Below are 24,994 nucleotides of genomic sequence, written 5' to 3'. Positions count from 1 at the left end.
CAAGGGGCGGAGCCTTGCGCGACGCGCATATGTCGCTTTCGTCGCAGGCTTATTTGGTCAGTCGCTTGCGGTTGGCCCTGACCTTTTTGCTGACCGGGACCATCGCGGCCGAGAAAATCTGGTCGGGCGTGCCCCCGGCAAAGGCGGCTTTGGTGGCCGCCTGATAGGCTTTGGCCATAGCGGGGCCTTTTTCATTGACCATGCGGGCGTTCTCTCCGCGGGTCTGGGGAAGGGCACCGGCCATCCCCAAAAGCCTAAGCGTCATAACGGCTTGGGTGTCGATCATCAGCTTGGCGAGGTTGGCATTGAGCGTCATCAGGGTCAGGGGGGTCATGAGAGGTGCTCCGATTGCATAAGGTCAGTCTATGCTGCGCCGCAGCATATGTAACGCGAATTCGGCACAAATCACTGTGATGCCTTGATCCTTGGCCGTATTTGGCTGATAAACCGCCTGATCACAGCGGAGATTCAGCTATGCGCGCGCGTATTTATCAGCCTTCCCGAACTGCCATGTCCTCTGGCACGGCCAAAACCCGTGTCTGGTTGCTGGAATTCGACCCAGAGCACGCGCGCGAGATTGACCCGTTGATGGGCTGGACCTCGTCGAAGGACACGCAAACGCAGGTGCGTTTGCAGTTCGCCACCAAGGAAGAAGCGGTGGAATACGCCCGCGATCACAACATCGACGCGCTGGTGCAAGACCCCAACAAACGCCGCGCAAATGTCCGCGCCGGCGGCTATGGCGAGAATTTCGCCACAGGGCGCCGCGGGGCCTGGACGCATTAACTCTTTCTACGTTTTCTTATGCTAGGCCCGTGACGGGCGGTGTGAGCGATACATATTCACAGGGCGGCCCCTCGCACGGTCGCCCGTTTTCATTTCGACCTGCTGAACAGATGCGCAAAGGTACAGAAACATGACGATCACCCAACTCGTGACCCACTCAGGCGGTTTTCATGCGGATGAACTCCTATCCTCTGTCATCCTGACGCGGCTGTTTCCCGACGCCACGGTGCTGCGCAGCCGCGACAAGGCGCTGATCACACCGGCCGAGGGGCGTATCATCTACGACGTGGGCGGTGACTTTGATGCCGAAGCAGGGATTTTCGATCACCATCAACGTCCCAATCCGCTGCGTGAAGACGGGCAGCCCTATAGCTCTTTCGGGCTGATCTGGGCGCATTACGGGCATGATTATCTGCGCGCGCTCGACGTGCCCGAGGCCGATGTGAATGCCATCCACGACAGTTTCGATCGCGGGTTTGTTCTGCCGATCGACCTGCTGGACAATGGTGCCGTCAACGCGTCAGAGGCGGGGCCGCTGTTTGCCGGTCTGACCTTGCCCGCGCTGTTGGAAAGCCTGAAACCCGTCTTCGATGACCGCGAGGAAGGCGTGGACGACCGCGCCTTTGCCGCCGCCTTGCCCATTGCGCGCGCCTTTGTCGAAGCGTCGATCCGTCGCAAAGCCGCCAAGTTCCGCGCCGAAGCGATGGTGATGACCGCCATTGATGCCGCGGGCGAGGGCCATGTGCTGGACCTGCCCATGGGCATGCCGTTTCGCGGGGCCGTGGTGAAGGCGGGGGCGGATCATCTGCTGTTCGTCATCCACCCGCGCGGCGAGGAATGGACGCTGACAACGATCCGGTCGGGGGATGATACGTTCGAGAACCGCGCTGATCTTCCGGTGGCTTGGGCGGGTCAAAAAGACGCCGCGCTTGAGGAAGCATCAGGCGTCAAAGGGGCAAAGTTCTGCCACAACGGCCGCTTTATCGCCGTCGCCGATAGCCGCGAGGCGATTTTGCAGATGGCCGACATCGCGGTGAAGGAAGCGCTGGCAGCGTAACCCGCGCTGCGGGCCTTTTGGTCGCCTGCCTTTGGCCTGCGTTCCGGCTTGCCCCCGTGGCCCGCGCGATTACACTGCGCGTTCAGCCATCGGGGGGCGTGACGCGTGAACAGCCAGCTTAGACATTTGCCACAGATCGATACGCTGTTGCAGCAACCGCATGTGGCGTCTTTGGTTGCGACCTACAGCCACGACGAGGTGCGCCGCGCCCTGCGCGAAACGCTCGACCAGCTGCGCCGTGATATTCGGGGCGGCGGGGTGGTCGATTTGCCCGATTTCGCCAGTGAACCCTTTGCCCATAGCCTTGCCGACCGGATAAAGGCAGCCCGCCAGCCGAACCTGCGCCCTGTCATCAATGCCACGGGTATCATCATCCACACCAATCTGGGCCGCGCCCGTCTTGCCCCCGAGGCGCTGCAGGCGATGGACCAGATCGCTGCGCGGCCTTCGAACCTTGAGCTGAACCTAAAAACCGGCAAGCGCGGGTCGCGCTATGACCATGCCGAGGCGCTGATCTGTCAGTTGACGGGCGCAGAGGCGGCGCTGTTCGTGAATAACTGCGCCGCGGCGGTGGTCTTGGCCCTGATGGGCACCGCCGCGGGGCGCAAGGTGATCGCCTCGCGCGGGGAGCTGATCGAGATTGGCGGGTCTTTCCGTCTGCCCGATGTGATCGCGCAAAGCGGCGCAGAGCTGAAAGAGGTGGGTGCCACCAATAAAACGCGGCTTAGTGATTATGCCGATGCGGTGGACGGGGATACGGCGGTTCTGTTGAAAAGCCACACCAGCAACTTTCGCATTGTGGGCTTCACCTCTGCCCCGTCACGCAATGATTTGGCGCAACTGGCGGCGGAGCGGGATCTGATCCTGATGGAGGATCTGGGCAGCGGCGTGCTGATTGACCTTGCCCCCTTTGGGCTGCGCGACGAACCCGTGGTGGCGGATATCCTCAAGGCGGGTGTCGATCTGGTCATGTTCTCGGGCGACAAGCTGCTTGGTGGGCCGCAGGCGGGGATCATCGCGGGACGGGCGGATATTATCGCGGGGCTACGCAAGCACCCGTTGCTGCGGGCTTTGCGCATCGACAAGCTGTCGCTCGCCGCGCTCGAGGCGACCTTGCGTCTTTACCTGCCGCCCCATGATCCGCTGGCGCGGGTGCCGGTCTTGCGCGCGCTCTCGCAGCCTTTGGCAGAGGTAGAGGCGCGGGCGCAAAGGCTCGCGGGTTCCCTCGCTGCGGTGAAGGGGGTGGATGTTGAAGTGATGGCGTCAGCCGCCTATGTCGGCGGCGGGTCGCTGCCGCAGCAGGACCTGGACAGTTTCAGTGTCGTCGTGGCCTCTGCCGCGCTGTCTGCTGAAACCCTTGCGGATCGTTTACGGGGCGGGGTGGTACCCATTGTCGGGCGTCTCCATCAGGGCAAGCTGTGGCTGGACATGCGCACGGTAATGGATGACGAACTACCCGATATCGTCGCGGCGCTGGGCGCGATCGCCGCCACATGACATCGGCCTGCGTGATCGTGATCGGCCATGTGGATCATGGCAAGACGGCGCTGGTGCGCGCGCTCACGGGGATGGAGACGGACCGGCTGGCCGAGGAAAAAGCCCGTGGCCTGTCGATCGCGCTGGGCTTTGCCCATTGCGAGATGGCGGGTGGGACGCTCGACCTGATTGACGCGCCGGGGCACGACGATTTCATCCGCACCATGGTGTCGGGTGCGAGCGGCGCGCAGGGCGCGATGCTGGTCGTCTCGGCCGTGGAGGGCATCGCGGCGCAAACGCGCGAGCATGTGCAGATCGCAGGACTGTTGCAGGTGCCCGTGGCGGTGGTCGCGGTGACCAAGGTGGATTTGATCCCCGACGCGACATTGCCCGCCCGTCTGGCGGAAATTGCGGATGCCCTTGCCGCGCAGGGCGTTACCGGGGCCGAATTGGTGCCCTGTTCGGCCCCGGCCGCTGGCGGGACGGATCATCTGCGGCAGGTCTTGGCGCGGCGGTTCAACGCTTTGCCCGCGCGGGCCGCGCCGATGGAGGCGTTCCTGCCGGTGGACCGCGCGTTCACACTGGCGGGACGCGGAACGGTGGTGACGGGCACGCTGCTTGGCGGCGCGTTGGCGGTTGGCGCGGCGTTGACCGTGCAGCCAAGCGGTGCGGCCACGGTGGTACGTGGCCTGCAAGCACGCGGCGCAGCGCGGGAGAGGGTCACGGCGGGCGAGCGGGTCGCGGTGAACCTGCGCGGTATCGCGCTGGAGGATATTGCCCGCGGTGATGTGATCTGTACGGGCGGGCAGGGGGCGACGCTTTGTATGGATGTGCGGTTGACCGTTTCTGACACGGCACCGCGACCGGTCAAACACATGCAGGATTTGCGCGTGCTGTGGGGCACGGCGCATGAGGTCGCGACCCTGCGGCTGATGGGCGGTGGCCAGATCGCGCCGGGGGACGCGGGGCTGGGGCAGCTGCGCTTTACACGCCCCGTGGTGGGGTTCGCGGGGCAGGCGGCGGTGTTGCGTCAGCTTTCCCCTGCGGCGACGCTGGCGGGCGCGGTGATCCTTGACCCGCAGGCCACCGCAGTCGGGGCGGGCGACAGACGGCGGTTGGCGGTGATGCAGGCGGCACATCAGCAGGATGGTACCGCGCTTGCCGCAGCGCTTTGTGCGCAGGGGCGCGGGGTGGCGCTGTGGTCTGATCTTGTCCGGTTGGCGCGCTGCGATGCGACGGCTGCGTTGCCCACGGGCGTTGTGCGGCTATCGCCGGAACATATCGCGCTGGCTGACGATCTCGCCACGGTGCAAACGGCGGTGGTGGCGACTTTGCAGCGCTTTCATACCGACCACCCGATCAAGCAAGGGGCGGCGCTTTCGATGCTGCAACGGGTGACGCCGCTGCGGGGTTTGGTGCCTTTCGCCCAAACCGAATTGGTTAGGGGCGGAGAGGTTGTTTTGCGCGACGGTTTGGTCAGTCTCGCACGGCATGACCCCTTCGCAGCGCTTGCTCCGCAACAGCTTGCCCGCCTGACGGAGATCGAAGAGAGTATGCGCGCAGGCGGCACCTCCCCCCCTGATGTGCGGCAGTTCGATGCGCCTGAGGACGCGGATCTGATCGCGCTGATGGTGGCGCAGGAGCGGTTGGTGTCTTTGGCGAATATCGCGTTGAAACAGCAGGTTGTCTTTCACGCGGCGACCATCAATCACGCGCAGCGGAACCTCGCGGCCAGCTTTCCGCCGCCCGTGGCCTTTACCACCAGTGAAGCGCGCACCGCCTTGGGCACCAGCCGCAAGTTCATCGTGCCGCTGCTTGAGCATCTGGATGCGCTAGGCATGACCCTGCGAGATGGTGACACGCGCCAGATCGCGCCGCGGGCGCATTAGGCTTTCGCTTGCCCTGCGGCAGGGCTACGGTGTGGCAACGCGGAGACGACCGGAGTCTGGTGGCTTCCCTGGTCTTCAAAACCATGGACGCGTCGATACGGCGTGTGGTGGGTTCGATTCCCATCCGTCTCCGCCAAGCTGTCTGGACATGCCTGACGATCCCCCACAGTATGCAGCGGCATACTTGGGAGGGGGCGACATGAGTGATCGGAAACCGGAATTTACCCTGAAGGATCTGCAAGGGGCGGCCCATCATTTTGACGGCACTGGCCCTGTGCTGGTCTGTTTCGTGAAAGAGGATTGCGAGACCTGCAATATCGCGGGGCCGGTCCTGCAGGCGCTGTCGCAGGCCTATGGCGATGCGGTGCGGTTTCTGGTGCCGGGGCAATCCGGCGAGAAGAACGGCGATTTCGCGCAGCGCCACGGGCTGACCATGCCGGTGCTTGAGGATGCGGGCTGCAAGACCTCGTTCGACTGGGATTTCGAGATCGTGCCCGCGCTCTACTGGATTGATGAAAGCGGCGCTGTCGTGACCCACTTCGAAGGATTCGTGCGCGATGACTGGCAGGCATTGTCCGACCAGATGGCCCGTGCGACGGGCAAAGCTGCGGCGCAAGTCGATTGGGACAGCCTGCCCGCCTGGCGTCCGGGATGCGGGTCGAAACATTTTGACCCCGAGGTCTACGACGCGCTGCGGGCAGAGGCCGAAGGCAGCCGTCTGCGCGCCCGCAAGGTAGAGGTCGCCAGCGGCGATGACATGGCGGAATTCATGTTCGATCAGGGGTTCTCGGACGGGTTGCCCTTGGTGCCGCCGACGCCCGAACGGGTGATCCGCATGTTGGAAGGGACGCATCGTGATCCGCAGGATGTCATCGCCACGGTGCCGCCGAATATGGGCATCGCCACGGTCGAAAAGATCGCGATCAATGCGGTGATGGCGGGGTGTAAGCCTGAATACCTGCCCGTGGTGATCGCAGCCGTCGAAGCTGTCTGCACGGATGAATTCAACATCCACGGGGTCACTGCCACGACGATGGGCGCGGCGACGGTCATGGTGGTGAACGGGCCGATCGTGGACAAGATCGGGCTGAACGGCGGCTTGGGCGCTTTGGGCGCGGGGAACCGTGCCAATGCCACCATCGGGCGCGCGCTTCGGCTGATCATCCGCAATGTCGGCGGGGCGACCACGGGCGGGGTCGAACGGTCGGTCCTGGGTAATCCGATGAAATACACCATGTGCTTTGCGGAGAACGAGGCGGCCTCGCCGTGGGAGCCGCTGCATGTGGAACGCGGGTTCAAGGCGGAGGATTCGGTCGTCACCGTCTTTGCCATGACGGGCGGGCCGGTGCATCTGGTGGACCAGACCTCGCGCAGGCCGGACCAGATCGCGGGGTCATTGGGGCAGGGGCTTGAAGGGGTGTTCCTGCCGAAGATGCATAACCTGCCGATTGACGCGCTGTTGGTGGTCTGCCCCGAGCATATCCAGACGCTGACCGTCGATGGCCCCTACTCCAAGGACAGGCTGCGCGACCGTATCCAAGAGGTCACGGCGCGCCCCTTGTCGGAGATGGTGCAGGATGACCATTCGGGCGCGGGTATCCCCGTGGCGGACGCGGAACGCATGGGGCCGGAAAAACTGGCGCAGTTGGCCCCTAAATTTGCGGGCAAGGAATATATCCATATCGTCGTGGCCGGTGGCGATGCGGGCAAATTTTCGTCCGCGTTCCACGGGTGGGCCACGGGCGAAGTGGGGTCGATTTCCGTTTCCAGAAAGATCGATCTAGGCTAGCTTTCACAGCAGAGGAGGACGTGAATGACAATAATTCTTGACCCGACGGACGAACGTGTCCCCGTCGCGCGTCAGATCAGCGAACGGTCCGGTTCGGTGCAGGGGGTTGTCGGGCTGCTGAACATCAGCAAGCCGCGCGGCAATATTCTGCTGGATGAACTGGACAGGTTGTTGACCGAAAACGCACCCGGCGTTGAGATCCGGCATTATACCAAGCCGACTTTCGCCAAACCGTGCCCCGACACGCTGCGCCACCAGATCCGCGATGAATGCGACTTTCTGGTCGAAGGGCTGGCGGACTGAGGATCATGTACCACGTGCAGTATGCACGATACAGTCTGGTTTGAAATCCAGGGGATCCCGTCTGTTTCCATCGCTTCTAGCGTGTTTGGCCAAGCCGCTGAAACGCAGCGCAAGGCCTTAGGCATGGAGGGCGCACGCTATGTGCTGGTGCCGCATCCTATTCAGGATGCCACGGACGACGAAATGCGCGCCAAGGCGCGTGAGGCGTTCGACCAGATCATCGGGGCGTTGCGCGACGCGTGACTGACGCAAAAGACATAGACGTAAAAGACATAGGGCGGCGCGGGAAACCTGCGCCGCCTTTTTCGTGGGCGCGGGGTGGGCGGGCGTTACAGCTCGGTCAGCCAGTGCAGCTTTGACAGGTCGTCGTTGATCCAGATCATCGCATCGACGCTATTGGCTTCGGGTGGGTGCGCCAGCAGTTGCGCGGGGATTACTGTGGCACGGGCCAGCGCCCGCTCTAACGGCTCGCCCACGGTGTTGTGCATATAGCGCACGGCTTGCAGCAGGGTCAGGTCGGCCCCGGCCAGCGTTCCGTCGGCCAGCGTCAGCCGTCCGTCGCGGCGCAGGATCTCGCGGTCGTTCAGGGTGAAGCTGGTGATATCAGAGCCGCCAGTCGCCATCGCGTCGGTCACCAGAAACACCTCTGCCGCGCCGCGGTTGGCGGCAAGTGCGGCGCGGATCATGGCCGGATGGACATGCACCCCGTCGGCAATCAGGCCGGATGCCACGCGCGGATGGTCAAGCGCCGCCCCCACAAGCCCCGGACTGCGCGCGTTGGCTTGGCTCATGGCGTTGAACAGATGCGTCGCCATGCGGGCACCGGCGTCGAAGGCGCGCATGGCGGTGTCATAGTCGCAATCACTATGGCCCAGCGATACCAGCACGCCCGCCTGCGTCAGCGCCGCGATCTGATCGGGGGTGGCGTTTTCGGGGGCGAGGGTCATCATCAGGTTCGGGATCCGGGCCACGGCATCGGTCAGCATCGCCATATCATCGTCAGACAGGGGGCGGATCAGGCTGCCGTCATGGGCACCTTTGCGGGCAACGCTCAGATGTGGCCCTTCAAGGTGGAGCCCCGCAATACCGCGCATGCCCAGGTGCAACGCCTCTGCCACGGCGGCGATGGCGGCGCGGCTATGGGCGGGGGTGTCGGTGATCAACGTGGGAAGAAATGCGCGGGTGCCAAGCCGTCGGTGCGCGGCGGCCATCGCGCGCAGCGTGTCCAGATCGGGCGCGCTATTGAGCATCACGCCGCCCCCGCCGTTCACTTGCAGATCCACAAACCCGGGGGAGAGGATGCCCCCGTTCAGCCTCCGGGTTTTGGCCGCCGTCGGCAGCGCGGTCAGGGGTGTGATGCGCGGGATGCCGTCGGGGTGCACCACAAGCGCGTGACCGGTCAGCAGATCGTGCCCGTCAAAAATGCGCGCGCCGGTATAGGCGGTGAGGGGTGCGGTCATGCCCGCGCGGCGCGCAGGGCCAGTGCGACGGCCCCATCCAGCGCGCGGCCTTTGGTTTCGACCAGATGTGCAGTCTGCGTGTCGGGCAGATAGGCGGCGTAATGGGGGCCGACGCCGCCGGTCAGGCACAGCGGGCCGCCGGGTTGGTGGTCGAGCGCGATCAGGGCGCGGGTCAGGTAATCGGCCCCGCTTGCCATCAGCGCCTGTCCGATGCTGTCGCCCGCCGCGGCGGCCTGTACCACATCGGGGGCAAGGGTAGCGAAATCGCCGGGCCGCGCCTTGAGGCTGAACTGCACGATGCCCGCGCCACCGCCAAATTTATCCAGCATCTGCTGCGACAGGGGGCTGGCGGGGGTGATCCCGTCGACGACGAGCAAGGTCTGCTCTAGCACGCCATGCCCCAGCCACGCACCCGACGCCTGATCCGATACCTGATAACACCAGCCGCCGATACAGGTCTGCACGCCGGCCTTTTGGCGGCCCACGATGGTGCCGGTGCCAAGGGCGATCAGGTGGCAGTCCTGCTCTCCGACAGCACCGACGATGGTGGTGGTGGTGTCTTCGGTCACGACGGATTTGGCAAAGGGCAGACCCGCCTGCACGCGTGGGCCCATTTCCGGCCCCGTGTATCCCGCAAGCCCCAGGTGCGCCACGGCACGGGGCATGTCGGCGACATCCAGACCGGCGCTCTCTATCGCGTTGCGCGTCGCGGTGAGCACGCTATCGATCGCGGTGGCGCAATCTGTGCTGACATTCGCCCGCCCGCCTTTGCCTTCGGCAAGGATACGGCCATCGGGGGTGGCAACAGCGGCGCGGCAACCGGTGCCGCCTCCGTCAACGCCGATCAGAAAAGGAGGGTCTATTTGTGTCATCCGAATTGTTTAGGGCACCTGTTTTGGCGGGGAAAGACAATTTTCGCCATTCGTTTTACCCATGGTCGCAACGGGTTTGCAAATGGCACATGCGCGTGATAAGTTAGCGCTAACATACTCACGTCTTTGTAGGAAGGCCCTTAGGCCCACCCACGTCACGAAGGAAAGCATGATGTTGAACGATACCGTAGCCCGTGTCACCGACCGGATCATCGAACGCAGCGCGCCAAGCCGGGGTGCCTATCTGGCGCGGATGCGCCGCGCCGCCGAGGAAGGGCCGGCGCGGGCGCATCTTTCGTGCAGCGGGCAGGCGCATGCCTATGCCGGTGCGGGGCAGGATCAAGCCGCGCTGGCGACGCAATCGGCGGGCAATATCGGGATCATCACGACTTATAATGACATGCTCTCGGCGCACCAGCCGTTCGAACGCTTTCCGACCCTGATCCGCGACACCGCGCGCGCGGCGGGCGGGACGGCACAGGTTGCAGGCGGCGTGCCTGCGATGTGTGACGGCGTGACCCAAGGCACCCCGGGGATGGAGCTGAGCCTGTTCTCGCGTGACATCATCGCCATGGCGGCGGGTGTCGGGCTTAGCCACAACACATTTGATTCCGCGATCTATCTGGGGGTCTGTGACAAGATCGTACCCGGTCTGGTGATCGCGGCGCAGGCTTTCGGGCATCTGCCGGCGGTGTTCCTGCCTGCGGGGCCGATGACCTCGGGTATCTCCAACGACGAGAAAGCTATCGTGCGCCAGAAATTCGCCGCAGGCGAGGCCACGCGCGAAGAGCTGATGGCGTCAGAGATGGCGGCCTACCACGGGCCGGGCACCTGCACTTTCTATGGCACCGCCAACACCAACCAGATGTTGATGGAGTTTATGGGCCTGCACCTGCCCGGCGCGTCCTTTGTGAACCCCAATACTCCCCTGCGTGATGCGCTGACCGTTGCGGGGACGCAGCGGGCGCTGGCGATCAGCCATCTCGGCAATGAATACACACCAGTTTGCGATGTGCTGGACGAAAAAGCCTATGTGAACGGCATCGTCGGGCTGCATGCGACGGGCGGGTCGACCAACCTGCTGATCCACCTTGTCGCGATGGCGCGGGCCGGTGGGATCGTGCTGGACTGGCAGGATTTCTCGGACCTTGCCGATGTCACGCCGCTGCTGGCGCGGGTCTATCCGAACGGCTTGGCCGATGTGAACCACTTCCACGCGGCGGGGGGCTTGGGCTTTATGATCGGTCAGCTCATGGCGGGCGGCTTGCTGCATGACGAGGTCAAGACCATCGCGGGCGACGGGCTGTCGCGCTATACCCAAGACCCCAAGCTCAAGGATGGCGCCGTCGAATGGGTCGCAGGCCCGACCGAGACGCTGAACGAAAAGATCGTGCGCCCCATTGGCGATCCTTTCCAGCCCACCGGCGGGTTGAAACGTCTGGCGGGGAACCTTGGCAATGCGGTCACCAAAGTCTCTGCCGTGAAGCCGGAGCATCACATCGTCGAAGCCCCGATCCGCGTGTTCCATGACCAAGAAAGCGTGAAAGACGCCTATCGCAATCGCGAGTTCAACGAGGATGTCATCGTCGTCGTGCGTTTTCAGGGGCCCAAGGCCAACGGCATGCCCGAATTGCACAGCCTGACGCCGGTGCTGGCGAACCTGCAGGCGCGCGGGCTGAAGGTGGCGCTGGTCACCGACGGGCGTATGTCCGGTGCCTCGGGCAAGGTATTGAGCGCGATCCACGTGTGTCCCGAAGCGGTGGACGGCGGGCCGATTGCACGTTTGCAAGACGGTGATATCGTGCGCGTCGACGCCCGCGACGGGCAGCTGACGGTGCTGACCCCCGGCGCGATGGAGCGTCCGGTCGCCACGGCTGATCTGTCGGGCAATGAATACGGGCAGGGGCGCGAGCTGTTTGCCACTTTCCGCAACACGGTTGGCGCGGCTGATACCGGCGCCAGCAGCATTTGAACCTGACCAGAGGAAGATCCGATGACCCCGCAAGACGCCAGCGCCGCTGCCTATGCCATCTGTAAACGTGCCCCCATCGTGCCGGTCCTGGTCGTGCATGACGCGCTGCACGCCCGCCCCCTGGCCGAAGCTTTGGTCGCAGGCGGATTGCCCGCGCTAGAGGTGACGCTGCGCACCGATGCCGCGCTTGAGGTTATCGCCGAGATGGCAAAGGTCGAAGGCGGCGTTGTCGGGGCGGGCACGTTGCTGACCCCCGATGATGTCAAACGTGCGGTGGATGCGGGCGCGACCTTTGGGGTGTCGCCCGGTGCCACGGATAAACTGCTGCAAGCGGCCGAAGATCTGGGCCTGCCGATGTTGCCCGGTGCCGCCACCGCGTCAGAGGCGATGCGTCTTTATGAACGCGGCTATGATATGCTCAAGTTCTTCCCCGCTGAAGCTGCGGGTGGGGCGCCCTTCCTGAAATCGCTGTCCTCGCCGCTGCCTCAGGTGCGGTTCTGCCCCACGGGCGGCGTGAGCCCTGCCAATGCGGAAAGCTACCTGTCGCTGCCCAACGTGGTGTGCGCGGGCGGCAGCTGGGTCGCGCCGGACAATCTGATGCGCAAGGGCGATTGGGCAGCGATCACCGAACTGGCCCGCGCCGCCAGTACCCTAGGCAGCCGCGGTTAAAGCGACGCCGCCGCGCGACTGGCCTGATCATACTGACCCGAGATCGCGCGTAGCTGCGCCGCGATCTCGCGCAGGTCGTCGCCTTTGATATCGGTGCGCCCCATGCTGTCGATCAGGCAGGTGTTGCGCACCGCGCGGTAGGTCTCTATCAGCTCGGCCCCGCTGGCGGAGGTGCGATAGAATACCTCCTTTCCGCGTTTCTCGGCCTCTAGCAGGCCGGATTTCAGCAGTTTGCGCAGCGCGTAGTTCACCGTATGCGTATCTTCGATATTCAGCAGAAAGCAGATGTCCGTCAGCCGTTTTTCACGGTCGCGGTGGTTGGTGTTGTGCAGGACCAGAATTTCCAGCGGGGTCAGGTCGGCATTGCCCGCCGCCGCCATGCAGCGCGACATCCAGCGCGAGAAGGCGTTGTAGGCGATGATCATCCCGTATTCGAGCTCGGACGCTTCCCATCCTTCGCCCTCGGCAAGGTGACGGGACGAGACGATACGGCGGGACGGGTGCGATTTTGGGTCTGACATCAGTGCCTCAAGGCTGGTTTTCACTGTCGTTATGTTAGCGAATTGTCGGTATCGCGCAATCCGTCTGTGCGCCAAGGACACGCCCGCCTAAGAAAAATGTACCAAGGATAGCGCGACGCGGCAGGGCGCGGTAGCAAAGGGGCAACGGGTGCCGACCCTTACAGCCATTGCGATAGGAGTGACGATGCTGCGATTTCTTGTGCCGGTATTGGCCGCGCTTTTGCTTTTGCCCGTGGGTGCGCAAGCGACAGAGCGGGAACGCCTTGGCTATGGCCGTCTGATTTCCAATGATTCCATCGGAGAGTTTCGCGACCGCGAGCGCACGGGTGCCTATGTGTCGTCCCGCGTCTGGGGGCCTGAGTGGACGGGGCGCTTGCCGGACCGCTTTGGGCAGTTGATCGAGCTGCGTTTGGGGGTAGAGGTATTCTCCCCCGCGAACCTGCGTCGCCCGCAAGCCGGATCGCGCCCCTGGGCCGGTGCCCTGTCCGTCGGGACGCACACCCATTTCGAACGCGATGCTGTGGAATATTCGGTCGGGGCCGCGATCTATGCCACCGGCCCGCAGACCCATCTGGATGATCTGCAACGGGGCATTCACGACATCATCGACGCGACCTCGCCCTCTGATCGGGTGTTGGATAACCAGATCGAAGACGGCTTTCACCCTACGGTTCTGGTCGAGATCGGGCGCAGCTTTCCGATTGGCGCGCGGACAAGCCTGCGCCCCTTTGTCGAGGGGCAGGCGGGGATAGAGACATTCGTTCGCGCGGGCTTCGACCTGACCTTTGGCGACATCACACGCGGGGAAATGTTGGTGCGCGACAGCACCACCGGCCAGCGTTACCGCGTGGTGCAGAACCGCGACGCGACGGGCTTTGGCTTTGTCGTTGGGGCCGATATCGCGCGCGTCAGCGACAGCGTGTTCCTGCCGTCGGATCGTGGCTATGACCTGACCCCGCGCCGTGATCGTGTGCGTGCCGGGGTGCATTGGCAGGGCAAGCGGGCCTCGGCGTTCTATGGTCTGACGTGGCTGGGCAAGGAATACGAGACGCAGCCCGATCACCAGCTTGTCGGCTCTGTACGCATCAAGATCGACTTCTGACGCGCAGGCCCCGTGCATAGGGTGATTCGTTCTTTCCAGCGGGGAACGGTTTTGATAGCCTTGGGGCAATAATAATACGACGAGGCACGAACAGTGGTCAAAACGGGCTTTCGAGGCACGTTTGTCATAAGCTGGTCGCAGACAGAAATAGACGGGCTGGATGCCGCACCGGTGCAATCCCTCAAGGTGGGGGCAGCCTGGGCATGGCGGGGCGATTCAATTCGCGTTGACGGGCCGAATGACGTGTTGCGGCTGGATCAGGCGGACGAGGCAGGGGATCTGCGCAGACGGGCTGCGCGGATGGTGCATCGTTTGGTCGGGGCCGCCCTGGACGGCACCACGCCGCCGCACCGGTCTTTCGCCAGTGACCGCGACACCCCGTTGATGGACAACAGCTTTACCGTGACCGACGGCGCGCAGACCTATCTGGTGACAGTGATCGAGGTCGGTCAGGGCAGCCAGCCGCTGCTGATGTTCCTTGACGCGCTGCCGCCGCGCAATACCGATCTGTGGGTCGTCGCGCATACGTTGAACACCGCCGCGGCGGATCGGGCGGCGCAATACAGCAGCGGCGTCATCTGCTTTACCCCCGGCACGATGATCCGCACCGCCGATGGCGCGCGCCGGATCGAACAACTGCGCGAGGGCGATCACGTCCAGACGAAAGACAACGGCCTGCAACCCGTGCGCTGGATCGGCAGCCGCCGGATGAGCGGGGCGCGATTGTTCGCGATGCCGCAGCTGCGCCCCATCCGATTTCGCGCCGGTGCTTTGGGGGTCGCGCAGCCTGACGCGGATTTGCTGGTGTCGCCCAGCCACCGGATGCTGGTGAAGGGGCGCGTCGCGCATGACTTGTTCAACACGGACGAGGTGCTTGTCACCGCGCGGGATCTGGTGAACGGGCGCAGTGTCACCATCGATGCCCATGCGCGCGAGGTGACCTATATCCATCTCCTGCTCGATTTCCACGAGGTGCTTTGGGCCAATGGCGTAGAGACGGAAAGCTTTCACCCTGCCTCTGCCGCGCTAGAGACATTGGACGCGACCGACCGCGCGCGGCTGCTGGACCAGTTTCCGCAGATCGCCTTTGATCCGCATACCTATGGCGGCTATGCGCGGCGTAATCTGTCGATGTCCGAAGCGGCGATCCTCGCGCACGCCGCCTGACGCTGCCGGATCGCCTGCTTTCTTGGGGCGGGCCTAGCTGTCTGCCTTGCCCGCGATCAATGCCTGAACGATGGCTTTTGCGCTGTCGCTCGACCAATCCGCATCACCGCGCAGACGTGCGATTTCACGTCCCTCGGGGTCCATGATCACGGTGATCGGCAGGCCGAAAATGCCCATCTGACTGGCCAGCGCCTGTTTCGGGTCCTGGTGGCGTGGCAGGCTATCGACGCCCGCATCCGCAAAGAACCGTTTGATCCCGTCGGGCGTGTTGCGGCCCGTGGCGATGGTCAGCACCTCGAAATCATCGCCGCCGAATTCCTTTTGCAGCGCGTTCAGCTGCGGCATTTCCTTGCGGCAGGGGGCGCACCATGTGGCCCAGAAGTTGATCAGCACATATTTGCCCTGCCACGCCTCAAGCGTCGTTTCGCCGCCGTCATCCTCAAGCTGGAACGCGACAGAGGAGGTAGCAACGGGGGAATCGTGCACGACCAGTTTCTTCATATCACCGTCGCGCAGGGGCTTGATGTCGGCGCTTTGCCCAAAGCTGGGGTTTGCACCAAGGGCAAGGGCCGTATAAACGAGCGCGAGCATAATCTTTTTCATTTTCCCTCCGAGGGGTTGCCTGATGACCGATACGACTTCGAACAAAATGTGGGGTGGCCGTTTTGCCGCCGGACCAGACGCGATCATGGAGGCGATCAACGCCTCGATCTCGTTTGACCAGCGTATGGCCGCCCAGGACATTGCCGGGTCGCGTGCCCATGCTGCCATGTTGGCTGCACAAGACATCATTAGTGATAGCGATGCCGACGCCATTCGGAAAGGGTTGCTCACGGTGTTGTCAGAGATCGAGGGCGGGACATTTGCCTATTCGACCGCGCTGGAAGACATCCACATGAACGTCGAGGCGCGCCTGAAAGAGGTGATCGGCGAACCCGCAGGCCGTCTGCACACGGGCCGGTCGCGCAACGATCAGGTCGCGACCGATTTCAAACTGTGGACCCGCGACCAGTTCGACGCCGCCGAAAGCGGATTGTTGGCGTTGATCAAGGCCTTGCTGGGTCAGGCAGAGGCCGGAGCCGATTGGGTCATGCCCGGTTTCACCCATTTGCAGACCGCGCAGCCGGTCACCTGGGGCCACCACATGATGGCCTATGTCGAGATGTTTGGCCGCGATCTGAGCCGGATGCGCGACGCACGGGCGCGGATGAATGAATCGCCTTTGGGCGCGGCTGCGCTTGCGGGCACGTCCTTTCCGATCGACCGCGACATGACGGCGCAGGCGCTTGGCTTTGACCGCCCGTCGGCCAACTCGCTCGATGCGGTTAGTGATCGTGACTTCGCGCTCGAATTCCTGAGCGCTGCGTCGATCTGCGCCATGCACCTGAGCCGTTTCGCCGAAGAACTGGTGATCTGGTCGTCGGCGCAGTTCCGTTTCGTGACCCTGTCGGACCGCTTCTCGACCGGGTCCAGCATCATGCCGCAGAAAAAGAACCCCGACGCGGCAGAGCTGATCCGCGCCAAGATCGGCCGGATCATGGGGGCCAATGTGGCCCTGATGATGGTGATGAAGGGGCTGCCGCTGGCCTATTCCAAGGATATGCAGGAAGACAAAGAACAGGTCTTTGACGCCGCTGACAACCTGATGCTGGCGTTGGCCGCGATGGAAGGCATGGTCAAGGATATGTCCGCCAACCGCGAAAGCCTTGCTGCAGCGGCGGGATCGGGCTTTTCCACCGCGACCGATCTGGCCGATTGGCTGGTCCGCGTGCTGGGGCTGCCGTTCCGCGATGCGCATCACATCACCGGATCGCTGGTGGCATTGGCCGAACAGAACGGCTGCGACCTGCCGGACCTGACGCTGGAACAGATGCAATTGGCCCATGGCGACATCACGGCAGATGTCTTCGACGTTTTGGGCGTGGAAAATTCCGTCAATTCGCGTATGTCTTACGGGGGCACCGCGCCCGCACAGGTGCGCGCGCAGGTGGCCCGCTGGAAAGGGATCATCGGATGAAACCCGTCGCTGCTATTGCCTTGTTGCTGACTCTCGCCGCCTGTGGTGTGGACGGGGAACCCGTGCCGCCGCAGGTCAATAGCACGGTGACGCTGTCGTCCTCCGGCATGTCGGTGGGCACTGGCGTCACCCTTGGCCGCGGCCCGTTCCGGCTGGGTCTGGGGGCGGCGCTGTGATCCGCGCGGCGGTGCTGGCCGTGGTTGCACTGGCGGTACTGGCGGGCTGCGACAGCGCGCAACGCCATGCGCCAAGCGCCCATGACAGCCGCGCCTATCCCCCCGCGACGGATACCGCCACCCGCAAGCATCGCAGCAACTATGAACCCGGTGTGCATATCTCGGGGCATGTGGATGTGGGCGTTTCCAAGACATTCTGACCGCCGGGGCGGGTGGCGCTGATTGCCATTCCCGCCGCCTTTGGTATTGGGGTAAGCTGTGGTCTGCCGCGATGCCTGTCCCTGCGGTCCGCCGCCCGTAAACGATCGCCGGCAGCTTTCGGCGGGAAAAGCTTAGGAGCCTGAAACTATGGATCATTTCCTGTACCGCGATGGCGCGCTGTTCGCCGAGGATGTCGCCATCTCCGAGATCGCAGCCGCGGTCGGCACACCCTTTTACGTCTATTCCACCGCCACGCTGTTGCGCCACTTCAAGGCTTTTGACGATGCGCTGGACGGGATGGACCATCTGGTCTGCTACGCGATGAAGGCGAACTCGAACCAAGCGGTGCTGAAAACGCTCGCGCAGGCGGGGGCGGGGATGGATGTCGTGTCGGCGGGGGAATACCTGCGTGCCAAGGCGGCAGGCGTGCCCGGCGACAAGATCGTGTTCTCGGGCGTGGGCAAGACCGTGTCTGAAATCCGGCTCGCGCTTGAGGGCGGCATCCGCCAGTTCAACGTCGAATCCGAACCCGAGATGGAGGTGCTGGACGCCGTCGCGCGGTCGATGGACAAGGTCGCGCCGATCACCATCCGCGTGAACCCCGATGTCGACGCCAAAACCCATGCCAAGATCGCGACGGGCAAGTCCGAGAATAAATTCGGTATCCCCATCGCCCGCGCGCGCGAAGTCTACCGCATGGCCGCCGCGATGCCGGGCCTAGAGGTCGTGGGCATCGATGTGCACATCGGAAGCCAGCTGACCGATCTGACGCCGTTCGAACTGGCGTACCAGAAGGTTGCCGAACTGACAGAGCAGCTGCGCGCCGACGGGCATACCATCCGTCGTCTGGATTTGGGCGGCGGGCTGGGAATCCCCTACGAGCGTAGCAATGCCGCCCCGCCACTGCCCACGGACTACGGCGCAATGGTGCAAAAGACGCTTGGCCATCTGGGCTGCGAGATCGAGATCGAGCCGGGCCGCCTGATCGCGGGCAACGCCGGCCTCATGGTGAGCGAGGTGATCTATGTCAAATCCGGCGAGGGCCGCGATTTCCTGATCATCGACGGTGCGATGAACGACCTGATCCGCCCCGCCATGTACGAAGCCCATCACGATATCATCCCCGTCGTCGAAGCCGAAGCAGGGGCAGAGCAGCAGCCCTATGACATCGTCGGGCCGGTCTGCGAATCCGGTGATACCTTTGCCAAGCAGCGCATGATGCCAAAGCTGGCCGCGGGCGATCTGGTGGCCTTCCGCAGTGCCGGTGCCTATGGCGCGGTGATGGCCAGCGAATACAACTCTCGTGCGCTGATCCCCGAGGTGCTGGTCCATGGCGATCAATTTGCGGTTATCCGCCGACGCCCGACCTTTGACGAAATGATAAATCGCGATACCATTCCTGAATGGCTGTGACCGCGCCTTGCGTGTCCGGCTTTTGAAAGCAGGGCCCGCATGACGCTTTTCACCGCCAAGGATGACGACCACTCGCCCGATCAGGGTCTCAAGTCGATCCGTTGGCCCCTGCGTCTGACCTGGGCCGGTATCTGGGCCGAGGTGTTGGTGCAGGCGTTCTGGCCGCTGATCGCCTTGGTGCTGGCTGTTCTGGCGGTGCTGATGCTGGGGCTGCACGATACCGTGCCGATGTCCGTCGTGACCGGCGCTGTCGTTGCAGTGACGCTGGCCGCTGTCGGGGCGCTGGTCTATGCGCTGCGCCATTTACGCATCCCCCGCCGGATAGAGGCGCTGACCCGCCTTGACGCCAGCCTACCCGGACGCCCCATTCAGGCGCTGATGGATGTGCAGGCGATCGGCACGGGGGATGATGCCTCTGCTGCGGTGTGGCAGGCACACCAGCGCCGCATGGCCGCCCGTGCCGCCGCTGCGCAGGCGGTGCCTGCGGACTTGCGCATTGCGCGTCGTGATCCCTTTGCCCTGCGCTATGTCGCGCTGCTGGCTTTCGTTACGGCGCTGGTCTTTGGGTCGGTGCTGCGCATCGGGTCGGTTGCGGGTCTGACGGCGGGCGGGGGGGCTTTGGCCTCCGGTCCGGTCTGGGAAGGCTGGGCGGAGCCACCGCGCTATACCGGCAAGCCGACGCTCTATCTCTCCGACCTTGCGGAGGGGCCGTTGAACCTGCCCGCGGGCACGCTGATCACCCTGCGCATGTATGGCGAAGTGGGGGCGCTGTCGGTGACCGAGACCGTTTCGGGCCAGCCCCAGCCAGAGGGGGACGCCCCCGCCATCGTGCAGGATTTCAAGGTGAGCCAAAGCGGGCAGATCACCATCGACGGGCCGAACGGGCGCGCGTGGGACGTGACGATGCTGCCCGATGCCAAGCCGCAGGTCGAGATTGTAGGCCCGCCCGAGGTGACCGCCCTTGGCGAGATGCAACTGCCCTTTGTGGCGCGGGACGACTATGGCGTCGAGGCGGGCGAGGCGCGGATTGATCTGGATCTGGCCGCTGTGGACCGCCGCTATGGGCTGGCGATTGACCCTGACCCGCGGGCCGAGATGATCGTGCCGCTGTCGCTGCCCATTGCAGGGGACCGCCGCGATTTCGAAGAGAACCTGATCGACGATTTTTCCAAACATCCGTGGGCCAACCTGCCGGTCACCGTCACGCTGAGCGTGCTGGATGCGTCGGAACAACAGGCGACCACCCCGCCGACGCAGATGACCCTGCCGGGACGACGCTTTTTCGATCCGCTGGCGGCGGCCGTTATCGAACAACGGCGCGATCTGCTGTGGGCCAAGGGCAACGCCGACACCCTCGCGCAGGTCTTGCGGGCGGTGTCCTATCGTCCGGAGGATGTGTTCCGCTCTGACACGGCGGCGCTGCGCTTGCGGCGGCTGATTGAACGGATCGAAATTCGCGCCCGCTATGGTTTGTCCGACGAGGTGCAAACCGAGATCGCGGATGATCTATGGGATCTGGCGATTGAACTGGAGGAAGGCGTGCTGGCCGATGCGCTGGACCGGATGCGCCGCGCACAGGAGCGTTTGCAAGAGGCGATGAAGAACGGCGCCTCGGACGCCGAGATCGCAGAGCTGATGGAAGAGCTGCGCCGCGCCACCGACGACTATATGCGCCAGCTGCAACGCCAACAGGCGCAAGAAGGTGAGAACGGCGACCAGCAGCAAGGCCAGCAGGGCGAGACCATGCAGATGACGCAGGACGACCTGCAACGCATGATGGACCGGATCCAGGAGCTGATGGAGCAGGGCCGCATGGCCGAGGCCGAACAGGCACTGCGCGAACTGCAAGAGATGATGGAGAACATGCGTGTTACCCAAGGCCAGCCGGGCGAAGGTGGGCAATCCGAGGGTGAACAGGCGATGGAGGGGCTGGCCGATAGCCTGCGCGAGCAGCAAGAGCTAAGCGATCAGGCGTTCCGCGATTTGCAGGACAGGTTCAACCCCAATGCCGATGACGGCCAGCAACAGGGGCAGGACCAGGGCCAGCAACCCGGCCCGCAACAGGAGGGCAACCAGCCCGGCCAACCGGGGCAGCAGCCGGGCCAGAACAATGGCCAGGGCGAACCGGGGCAGGGACAGGGATCGATCGCTGACCGTCAGCAAGCGCTGCGCGATGAGCTGCGCCGTCAGGAAGGGCGTCTGCCCGGTGGGGGCACCCCCGAAGGTGACGCCGCGCGCGATGCGCTGGACCGTGCCGGCCGCGCGATGGACGGTGCCGAAGAGGCTTTGCGCCGCGACGATCTGGCCGAAGCGATCGATAACCAATCGCAGGCGATGGAAGCGCTGCGCGAGGGCATGCGCGCCTTGGGCGAGGCGATGGAACAGGACCAGCAAGCGTCCGAGCCAGGGCAAGGCACCGCGCAGGGCAACCGCCGTGCCGAAAACACGGACCCTTTAGGGCGCGAGCAGGGGGCGAATGGCGCGCAGGGGTCAGAGGGTGATCTGGCGCTGGATAATGACGCCTATGGCCGCGCGCGTGAACTGCTGGACGAGATCCGCCGCCGCTCGGGCGAGGCGACCCGGCCAGAGGTCGAACGCGACTATCTGCGCCGTCTGCTGGACCGTTTTTGATAGGATTGATGACGAAAGGACGGGGCCGCCAAAAGGACGGGCCCGATCCGTTTTAGCTGCCCGACTGCGACGCCCGTGCATCCAGCCATTGCAGTGTTGATTGCAACATCTCGTCCAGCCATTGGCGCGCGCTGTCCACCTGCGCGACGTAAAGCGCAAGATAGGGGCGCAGCGCGGGCACCGCTTCCGAGATTTGCGGCGAAAAGACGTATAGCAGCACCAGCACAGAGGCGAGCGCGACAATCAGCACGAACCCGCGGCTGAACCCGCTACGCTGTTTCGTGTCCGCATGGGTATCGCGCCCGGCGTCTGCGCCCGTGTTCGGGATCACGCGCCGTTCTGATCCGGTGCGCAGGGTGGAATTGATCTCTTCGATATCGGGCAGCAATTCGCGGCGCGATGCAACGGCCGCAGCGGCGGCTGTGGTCTCGGCAGCGCTGTGCTGCTCTTCGCCGCGCAGACGCGACATGCGGGCCTTGGCCTGCTGCGCGCGGTCGCTTTCGCTGGGTTGGTCTGCTTCTTCAAGCCCCAGATCAGGCTGGCTTTCAAGGGTCTGAGCCTGACGGTGACGGCGGGCTTCTTGTTCCGCCTCGGCCTCTTGCCGGAGAATATCGGCGACCGACGGGTCAAGCTGCTTGCGCGGTGGCGGGGCGGGATGCGCGGGTTCGCCCGCGTCGGGGTCTTCCGCTGCGTCTGCGTCGGGCTCGGGCGGGCTTGCTGGGGGGGGCGCATCTGCATCGTGTTCGGGCGCGACGCCGTCATCCGCATCATCGCGCGCCGACAGAGCGGCGGAAACCGTGCTGATCCTGCTGTCGTCCTCGTCATCGAGAGGGGGGAAATCGGGGTGGTGCTGGAACCAGGTCTGGCCACAGTTCGAACATTGCACATCGCGACCGGAAGAGGGCATCACCTCGTCCGGGACCTCGTACTGCGCATCGCAATTGGGACAGATCAGTCTCATGTTGCGCCCCGAACCATTGGAAACCTCTTCGTTTTCACGTCAGATCAACCTTATGTCCTAGAAAACCGTAGGAAAAGTGCAATCTTCATGCAATGGCTGCGCCGGGGTGCATTGAAACCCAAGCGGTGCTGGGGCACAACAGTTCAAACCAAGCGGGATATGCGTGTGATCGAGTTTGAAAACGTGGCCTACAGCTATGGCGGGGGCGAGCTTTTGTCCGATATCTCGGTCAAGCTGGCGCCGGGGTCGTTCCATTTTCTGACGGGTCCGTCCGGCTCTGGCAAGACCACTTTGATGAAGCTCTGCTATGGCGCGCTGCTGCCCACGGCGGGGCATGTGTCGCTGTTTGGCAAGGACGTGCGTGCGATGGACCGCGATGATATCGCGATGATCCGGCGACGTGTGGGCGTGGTGCACCAAGATTGCCAATTCCTGAACCATTTGCCGGTTGCCGAAAACATCGGTTTGCCGCTGACCGTGTCGGGCCGCCATGCGGAAACCGGCGGCGACGATCTGCAAGAGCTGCTGTCGTGGGTCGGGCTGAGCAGCCGCGCCGAGGCCCTGCCGCCAGAGCTGTCGGGCGGTGAGCGCCAGCGTGCGGCGCTGGCCCGTGCGGTGATCATGTCGCCCGATGTGGTGCTTGCGGATGAACCCACCGGCAACGTTGACTGGGAAATGTCGCAGCGCCTGCTTCGCCTGCTGGTAGAACTGAACCGCATGGGCAAGACCGTGTTGATCGCGACCCACGATCTGGGGCTGATCCGTGCCACCAAGGCGCAGGTGCAGGCGCGTGTCTTGCGCATTGCCAACCGGCGCATCCAGTTGGCGGGGGCGGATCTATGAAGATGCTGCGCATTGCGCTGACAGCGCTGTGGAACGGCGACCGTCAGGCGGACCGTGTGGTGCCGCCGTCGGGGTTTACCGCGCAGTTGACCCTGTTTGCCGCGGGAACGATGGCGTTTCTGGCAGTCTTTGCGCTGGCGCTGTCGCTGGCGTCGGGACGGTTGGCGAATATCTGGGGGCAAGAGCTGGCACGCACCGCGACGATCCGGGTTGTGGCCCCTATCGACCAGCGCAGTGCCCAGACCGAGGCCGCCTTGCGCATCCTCGAGACGACCAAAGGGGTCGCCACAGCCCGCGCCCTCACGGATGAAGAGCAGCAATCCCTGCTGGCCCCCTGGTTCGGGCCGGAACTGGCCATTGATGCCCTGCCGGTGCCCCGCCTGATCGAGATCATCGAAGAGGACGACGGCATGGACGCCGATGGCCTGCGCCTGCGCCTCGCGGCAGAGGTGCCGGGGGCGGTTCTGGACAATCACAGCCGCTGGCGCGCGCCGCTGGTCAAGGCCGCGTCGCGTCTGAAGCTTCTGGGCTGGGTCTCCATGATCCTGATCATCGCGACGCTGGCCGCGATGGTGACACTTGCCGCCAATGCGGCGCTGTCGGCCAACGCTCAGGTCATTGCCGTTTTGCGACTGGTCGGCGCGACCGACAGCTATATCGCGCAGGCTTTTATCCGGCGTTTCACCCTGCGCGCGCTGACCGGCGCTGCGGCAGGCACGGGGGTCGGGCTGCTGGCGATACTGCTGTTGCCAAGCACCGCTGACGCGGGGGGCTTTCTGACGGGTTTGGGCTTTCAGGGCTGGCACTGGGTTGTGCCGCTGGTGATCCCGTTTCTGTCCGGTGGTGTCGCCTTTGCGGCCACAGGGGCGGCCGCGCGCCGTACATTAAAGGAACTCGCATAATGTTGCAGTGGATACGATCCTTGACCTTCATCGTGCTGGCCACGGTCTATATGCCGCTTCTGGGGCTGTTTTACGCGCCTTGGGCCATGTTTTCGCGGCGGGGGGCCTATGCGGCGTGCAAGGCCTATGCGGCGGGGACTATGTGGATGGCGAAGGTCATCGTCGGGTTGCGGTGCGAGGTGCGGGGCGACGTGCCGGACGGGGCCGTGTTGGTCGCCGCCAAACACCAGTCTTTCCTTGATATCCTGATGATCTTTCACATTCTGCCACGCGCGAAATTTATCATGAAACGCGAGATCCTGATGACGCCGGTGATCGGGCAATATGCCAAGCGTATGCAGATGGTCGCGGTGAACCGTGGCAAACGTGGTGCGGCGATTTCCAAGATGCTGGCCGATGTCAAAGCGGGCGAGGCCGAACCGGGCCAGCTTGTCATCTATTCGCAAGGCACACGCGTCGCGCCCGGTCTATCGGTACCCTATAAGGCAGGCACTGCCGCACTTTACGAGCAGATGAACCAGCCCTGTGTCCCCGTCGCCACCAATGCCGGTTACTTCTGGCCACGGCGCGGGCTGTACCGGCGTCCGGGTGTGGCAGTGGTCGAGTTCCTGACCCCCATCGCGCCGGGGTTGGAGCGGGCCGCCTTCATGAAGCGGCTTGAAGAAACGGTCGAGACACGGTCGGACGCGCTCTTGGCCGAAGCGGGGTTCAAAGCCCCTCAACCGAGATAGGCGCTGCCCCTACCGATCGGCGCGCACGACGGATAGAGCACGACGGTTAGAACACA

Annotated in this window: 24 protein-coding genes and 1 tRNA gene; 19 read left to right on the top strand and 6 right to left on the bottom strand. The window is 64.1% G+C overall.

Annotated elements, in window-relative coordinates; all coding sequences use genetic code 11:
* Positions 1–49: 49 nt before the first annotated feature.
* Positions 50–334, bottom strand: coding sequence for an antifreeze protein (locus B4F27_RS07115; RefSeq protein WP_184583214.1), 285 nt, complete (start codon positions 332–334; stop codon positions 50–52).
* 140 nt (positions 335–474) lie between these two features.
* On the opposite strand from B4F27_RS07115, the gene B4F27_RS07110 reads away from it, so the two are divergent.
* From B4F27_RS07110 to B4F27_RS07080, 7 genes are all read left to right on the top strand, one after another.
* Positions 475–786 (top strand): ETC complex I subunit, encoded by a 312-nt coding sequence (locus B4F27_RS07110; RefSeq protein WP_005851432.1) that lies wholly within the window; start codon positions 475–477, stop codon positions 784–786.
* A 130-nt stretch (positions 787–916) separates the two neighbouring features.
* Complete coding sequence (locus B4F27_RS07105) at positions 917–1,843, top strand: MYG1 family protein (protein WP_005851434.1); 927 nt, start codon at positions 917–919, stop codon at positions 1,841–1,843.
* A 105-nt stretch (positions 1,844–1,948) separates the two neighbouring features.
* Entirely contained in the window at positions 1,949–3,340 is a 1,392-nt protein-coding gene (gene selA / locus B4F27_RS07100) for an L-seryl-tRNA(Sec) selenium transferase (protein ID WP_286759265.1), read from the top strand.
* Entirely contained in the window at positions 3,337–5,208 is a 1,872-nt protein-coding gene (gene selB / locus B4F27_RS07095) for a selenocysteine-specific translation elongation factor (protein ID WP_286759264.1), read from the top strand. The genes selA and selB overlap by 4 nt, the downstream gene beginning before the upstream one ends.
* Positions 5,209–5,249: 41 nt before the next feature.
* A tRNA-Sec gene (locus B4F27_RS07090) sits at positions 5,250–5,344 on the top strand.
* 63 nt (positions 5,345–5,407) lie between these two features.
* Positions 5,408–6,997 (top strand): TlpA family protein disulfide reductase, encoded by a 1,590-nt coding sequence (locus B4F27_RS07085; RefSeq protein ID WP_286759263.1) that lies wholly within the window; start codon positions 5,408–5,410, stop codon positions 6,995–6,997.
* Between the two features lie 24 nt (positions 6,998–7,021).
* Positions 7,022–7,543: a UGSC family (seleno)protein gene (locus B4F27_RS07080; protein ID WP_258182285.1), complete on the top strand. Its 522-nt coding sequence runs from the start codon at positions 7,022–7,024 to the stop codon at positions 7,541–7,543.
* An 86-nt stretch (positions 7,544–7,629) separates the two neighbouring features.
* Here the strand turns inward: B4F27_RS07080 and nagA are convergent, their stop codons facing one another.
* A complete protein-coding gene (gene nagA, locus B4F27_RS07075; RefSeq protein WP_286759262.1) occupies positions 7,630–8,760 on the bottom strand; it encodes an N-acetylglucosamine-6-phosphate deacetylase in 1,131 nt (376 codons plus the stop codon).
* Positions 8,757–9,632 (bottom strand): BadF/BadG/BcrA/BcrD ATPase family protein, encoded by an 876-nt coding sequence (locus tag B4F27_RS07070; protein WP_286759261.1) that lies wholly within the window; start codon positions 9,630–9,632, stop codon positions 8,757–8,759. The genes nagA and B4F27_RS07070 overlap by 4 nt, the downstream gene beginning before the upstream one ends.
* A 169-nt stretch (positions 9,633–9,801) precedes the next feature.
* Here B4F27_RS07070 and edd point away from each other — a divergent pair, with 169 nt between their 5' ends.
* A complete protein-coding gene (gene edd / locus B4F27_RS07065; RefSeq protein ID WP_286759260.1) occupies positions 9,802–11,604 on the top strand; it encodes a phosphogluconate dehydratase in 1,803 nt (600 codons plus the stop codon).
* A 21-nt stretch (positions 11,605–11,625) separates the two neighbouring features.
* Entirely contained in the window at positions 11,626–12,273 is a 648-nt protein-coding gene (eda, locus tag B4F27_RS07060; protein ID WP_005851466.1) for a bifunctional 4-hydroxy-2-oxoglutarate aldolase/2-dehydro-3-deoxy-phosphogluconate aldolase, read from the top strand.
* Here eda and B4F27_RS07055 read toward each other — a convergent pair.
* On the bottom strand, positions 12,270–12,794 hold the full coding sequence (locus B4F27_RS07055) for a winged helix DNA-binding protein (RefSeq protein ID WP_174226595.1): 525 nt from the start codon (positions 12,792–12,794) through the stop codon (positions 12,270–12,272). The two genes, eda and B4F27_RS07055, sit on opposite strands and share 4 nt — an antisense overlap.
* 184 nt (positions 12,795–12,978) lie before the next feature.
* Between B4F27_RS07055 and B4F27_RS07050 the strand changes: the two genes are divergently transcribed.
* Together B4F27_RS07050 and B4F27_RS07045 are read left to right on the top strand one after the other, a co-directional pair.
* The gene (locus B4F27_RS07050; RefSeq protein ID WP_286759259.1) at positions 12,979–13,896 is read left to right on the top strand and encodes a lipid A-modifier LpxR family protein; all 918 of its coding nucleotides are present in this window, start codon (positions 12,979–12,981) and stop codon (positions 13,894–13,896) included.
* A 93-nt stretch (positions 13,897–13,989) separates the two neighbouring features.
* A complete protein-coding gene (locus tag B4F27_RS07045) occupies positions 13,990–15,063 on the top strand; it encodes a Hint domain-containing protein (protein WP_286759258.1) in 1,074 nt (357 codons plus the stop codon).
* Between the two features lie 33 nt (positions 15,064–15,096).
* Here the strand turns inward: B4F27_RS07045 and B4F27_RS07040 are convergent, their stop codons facing one another.
* Complete coding sequence (locus B4F27_RS07040; RefSeq protein WP_009826027.1) at positions 15,097–15,666, bottom strand: TlpA disulfide reductase family protein; 570 nt, start codon at positions 15,664–15,666, stop codon at positions 15,097–15,099.
* A gap of 22 nt (positions 15,667–15,688) precedes the next feature.
* Here B4F27_RS07040 and argH point away from each other — a divergent pair, with 22 nt between their 5' ends.
* The 5 genes from argH to B4F27_RS07015 all read left to right on the top strand — a co-directional run bounded on the left by argH (position 15,689) and on the right by B4F27_RS07015 (position 21,501).
* A complete protein-coding gene (argH, locus tag B4F27_RS07035) occupies positions 15,689–17,080 on the top strand; it encodes an argininosuccinate lyase (RefSeq protein WP_286759257.1) in 1,392 nt (463 codons plus the stop codon).
* A complete protein-coding gene (locus tag B4F27_RS07030; protein WP_005851482.1) occupies positions 17,077–17,256 on the top strand; it encodes a hypothetical protein in 180 nt (59 codons plus the stop codon). The genes argH and B4F27_RS07030 overlap by 4 nt, the downstream gene beginning before the upstream one ends.
* Positions 17,253–17,456, top strand: coding sequence for a hypothetical protein (locus B4F27_RS07025; protein ID WP_005851483.1), 204 nt, complete (start codon positions 17,253–17,255; stop codon positions 17,454–17,456). The genes B4F27_RS07030 and B4F27_RS07025 overlap by 4 nt, the downstream gene beginning before the upstream one ends.
* Before the next feature lie 148 nt (positions 17,457–17,604).
* Positions 17,605–18,870: a diaminopimelate decarboxylase gene (gene lysA / locus B4F27_RS07020; protein ID WP_037943238.1), complete on the top strand. Its 1,266-nt coding sequence runs from the start codon at positions 17,605–17,607 to the stop codon at positions 18,868–18,870.
* A gap of 39 nt (positions 18,871–18,909) precedes the next feature.
* Positions 18,910–21,501 (top strand): TIGR02302 family protein, encoded by a 2,592-nt coding sequence (locus B4F27_RS07015; RefSeq protein ID WP_286759256.1) that lies wholly within the window; start codon positions 18,910–18,912, stop codon positions 21,499–21,501.
* A gap of 52 nt (positions 21,502–21,553) precedes the next feature.
* Here B4F27_RS07015 and B4F27_RS07010 read toward each other — a convergent pair whose 3' ends face one another.
* The gene (locus B4F27_RS07010) at positions 21,554–22,462 is read right to left on the bottom strand and encodes a zinc-ribbon domain-containing protein (protein WP_286759255.1); all 909 of its coding nucleotides are present in this window, start codon (positions 22,460–22,462) and stop codon (positions 21,554–21,556) included.
* 165 nt (positions 22,463–22,627) lie between these two features.
* On the opposite strand from B4F27_RS07010, the gene B4F27_RS07005 reads away from it, so the two are divergent.
* From B4F27_RS07005 to B4F27_RS06995, 3 genes are read left to right on the top strand one after another with little or no spacing between them, the layout of a single operon-like run.
* Positions 22,628–23,305 carry a cell division ATP-binding protein FtsE gene (locus B4F27_RS07005; protein WP_074636275.1) on the top strand — a complete coding sequence of 226 codons (678 nt, stop codon included), beginning with the start codon at positions 22,628–22,630 and terminating at the stop codon, positions 23,303–23,305.
* On the top strand, positions 23,302–24,207 hold the full coding sequence (locus B4F27_RS07000; RefSeq protein ID WP_005851493.1) for a cell division protein FtsX: 906 nt from the start codon (positions 23,302–23,304) through the stop codon (positions 24,205–24,207). Before B4F27_RS07005 ends, B4F27_RS07000 begins: the two co-directional genes overlap by 4 nt.
* The gene (locus B4F27_RS06995; protein WP_286759254.1) at positions 24,207–24,938 is read left to right on the top strand and encodes a lysophospholipid acyltransferase family protein; all 732 of its coding nucleotides are present in this window, start codon (positions 24,207–24,209) and stop codon (positions 24,936–24,938) included. The genes B4F27_RS07000 and B4F27_RS06995 overlap by 1 nt, the downstream gene beginning before the upstream one ends.
* Positions 24,939–24,994 lie beyond the last annotated feature (56 nt).

The organism is Sulfitobacter sp. UBA1132 (assembly GCF_002311545.1).
Taxonomy (GTDB): domain Bacteria; phylum Pseudomonadota; class Alphaproteobacteria; order Rhodobacterales; family Rhodobacteraceae; genus Sulfitobacter; species Sulfitobacter pontiacus.
This window is presented reverse-complemented; position numbering and strand designations above follow the sequence as displayed.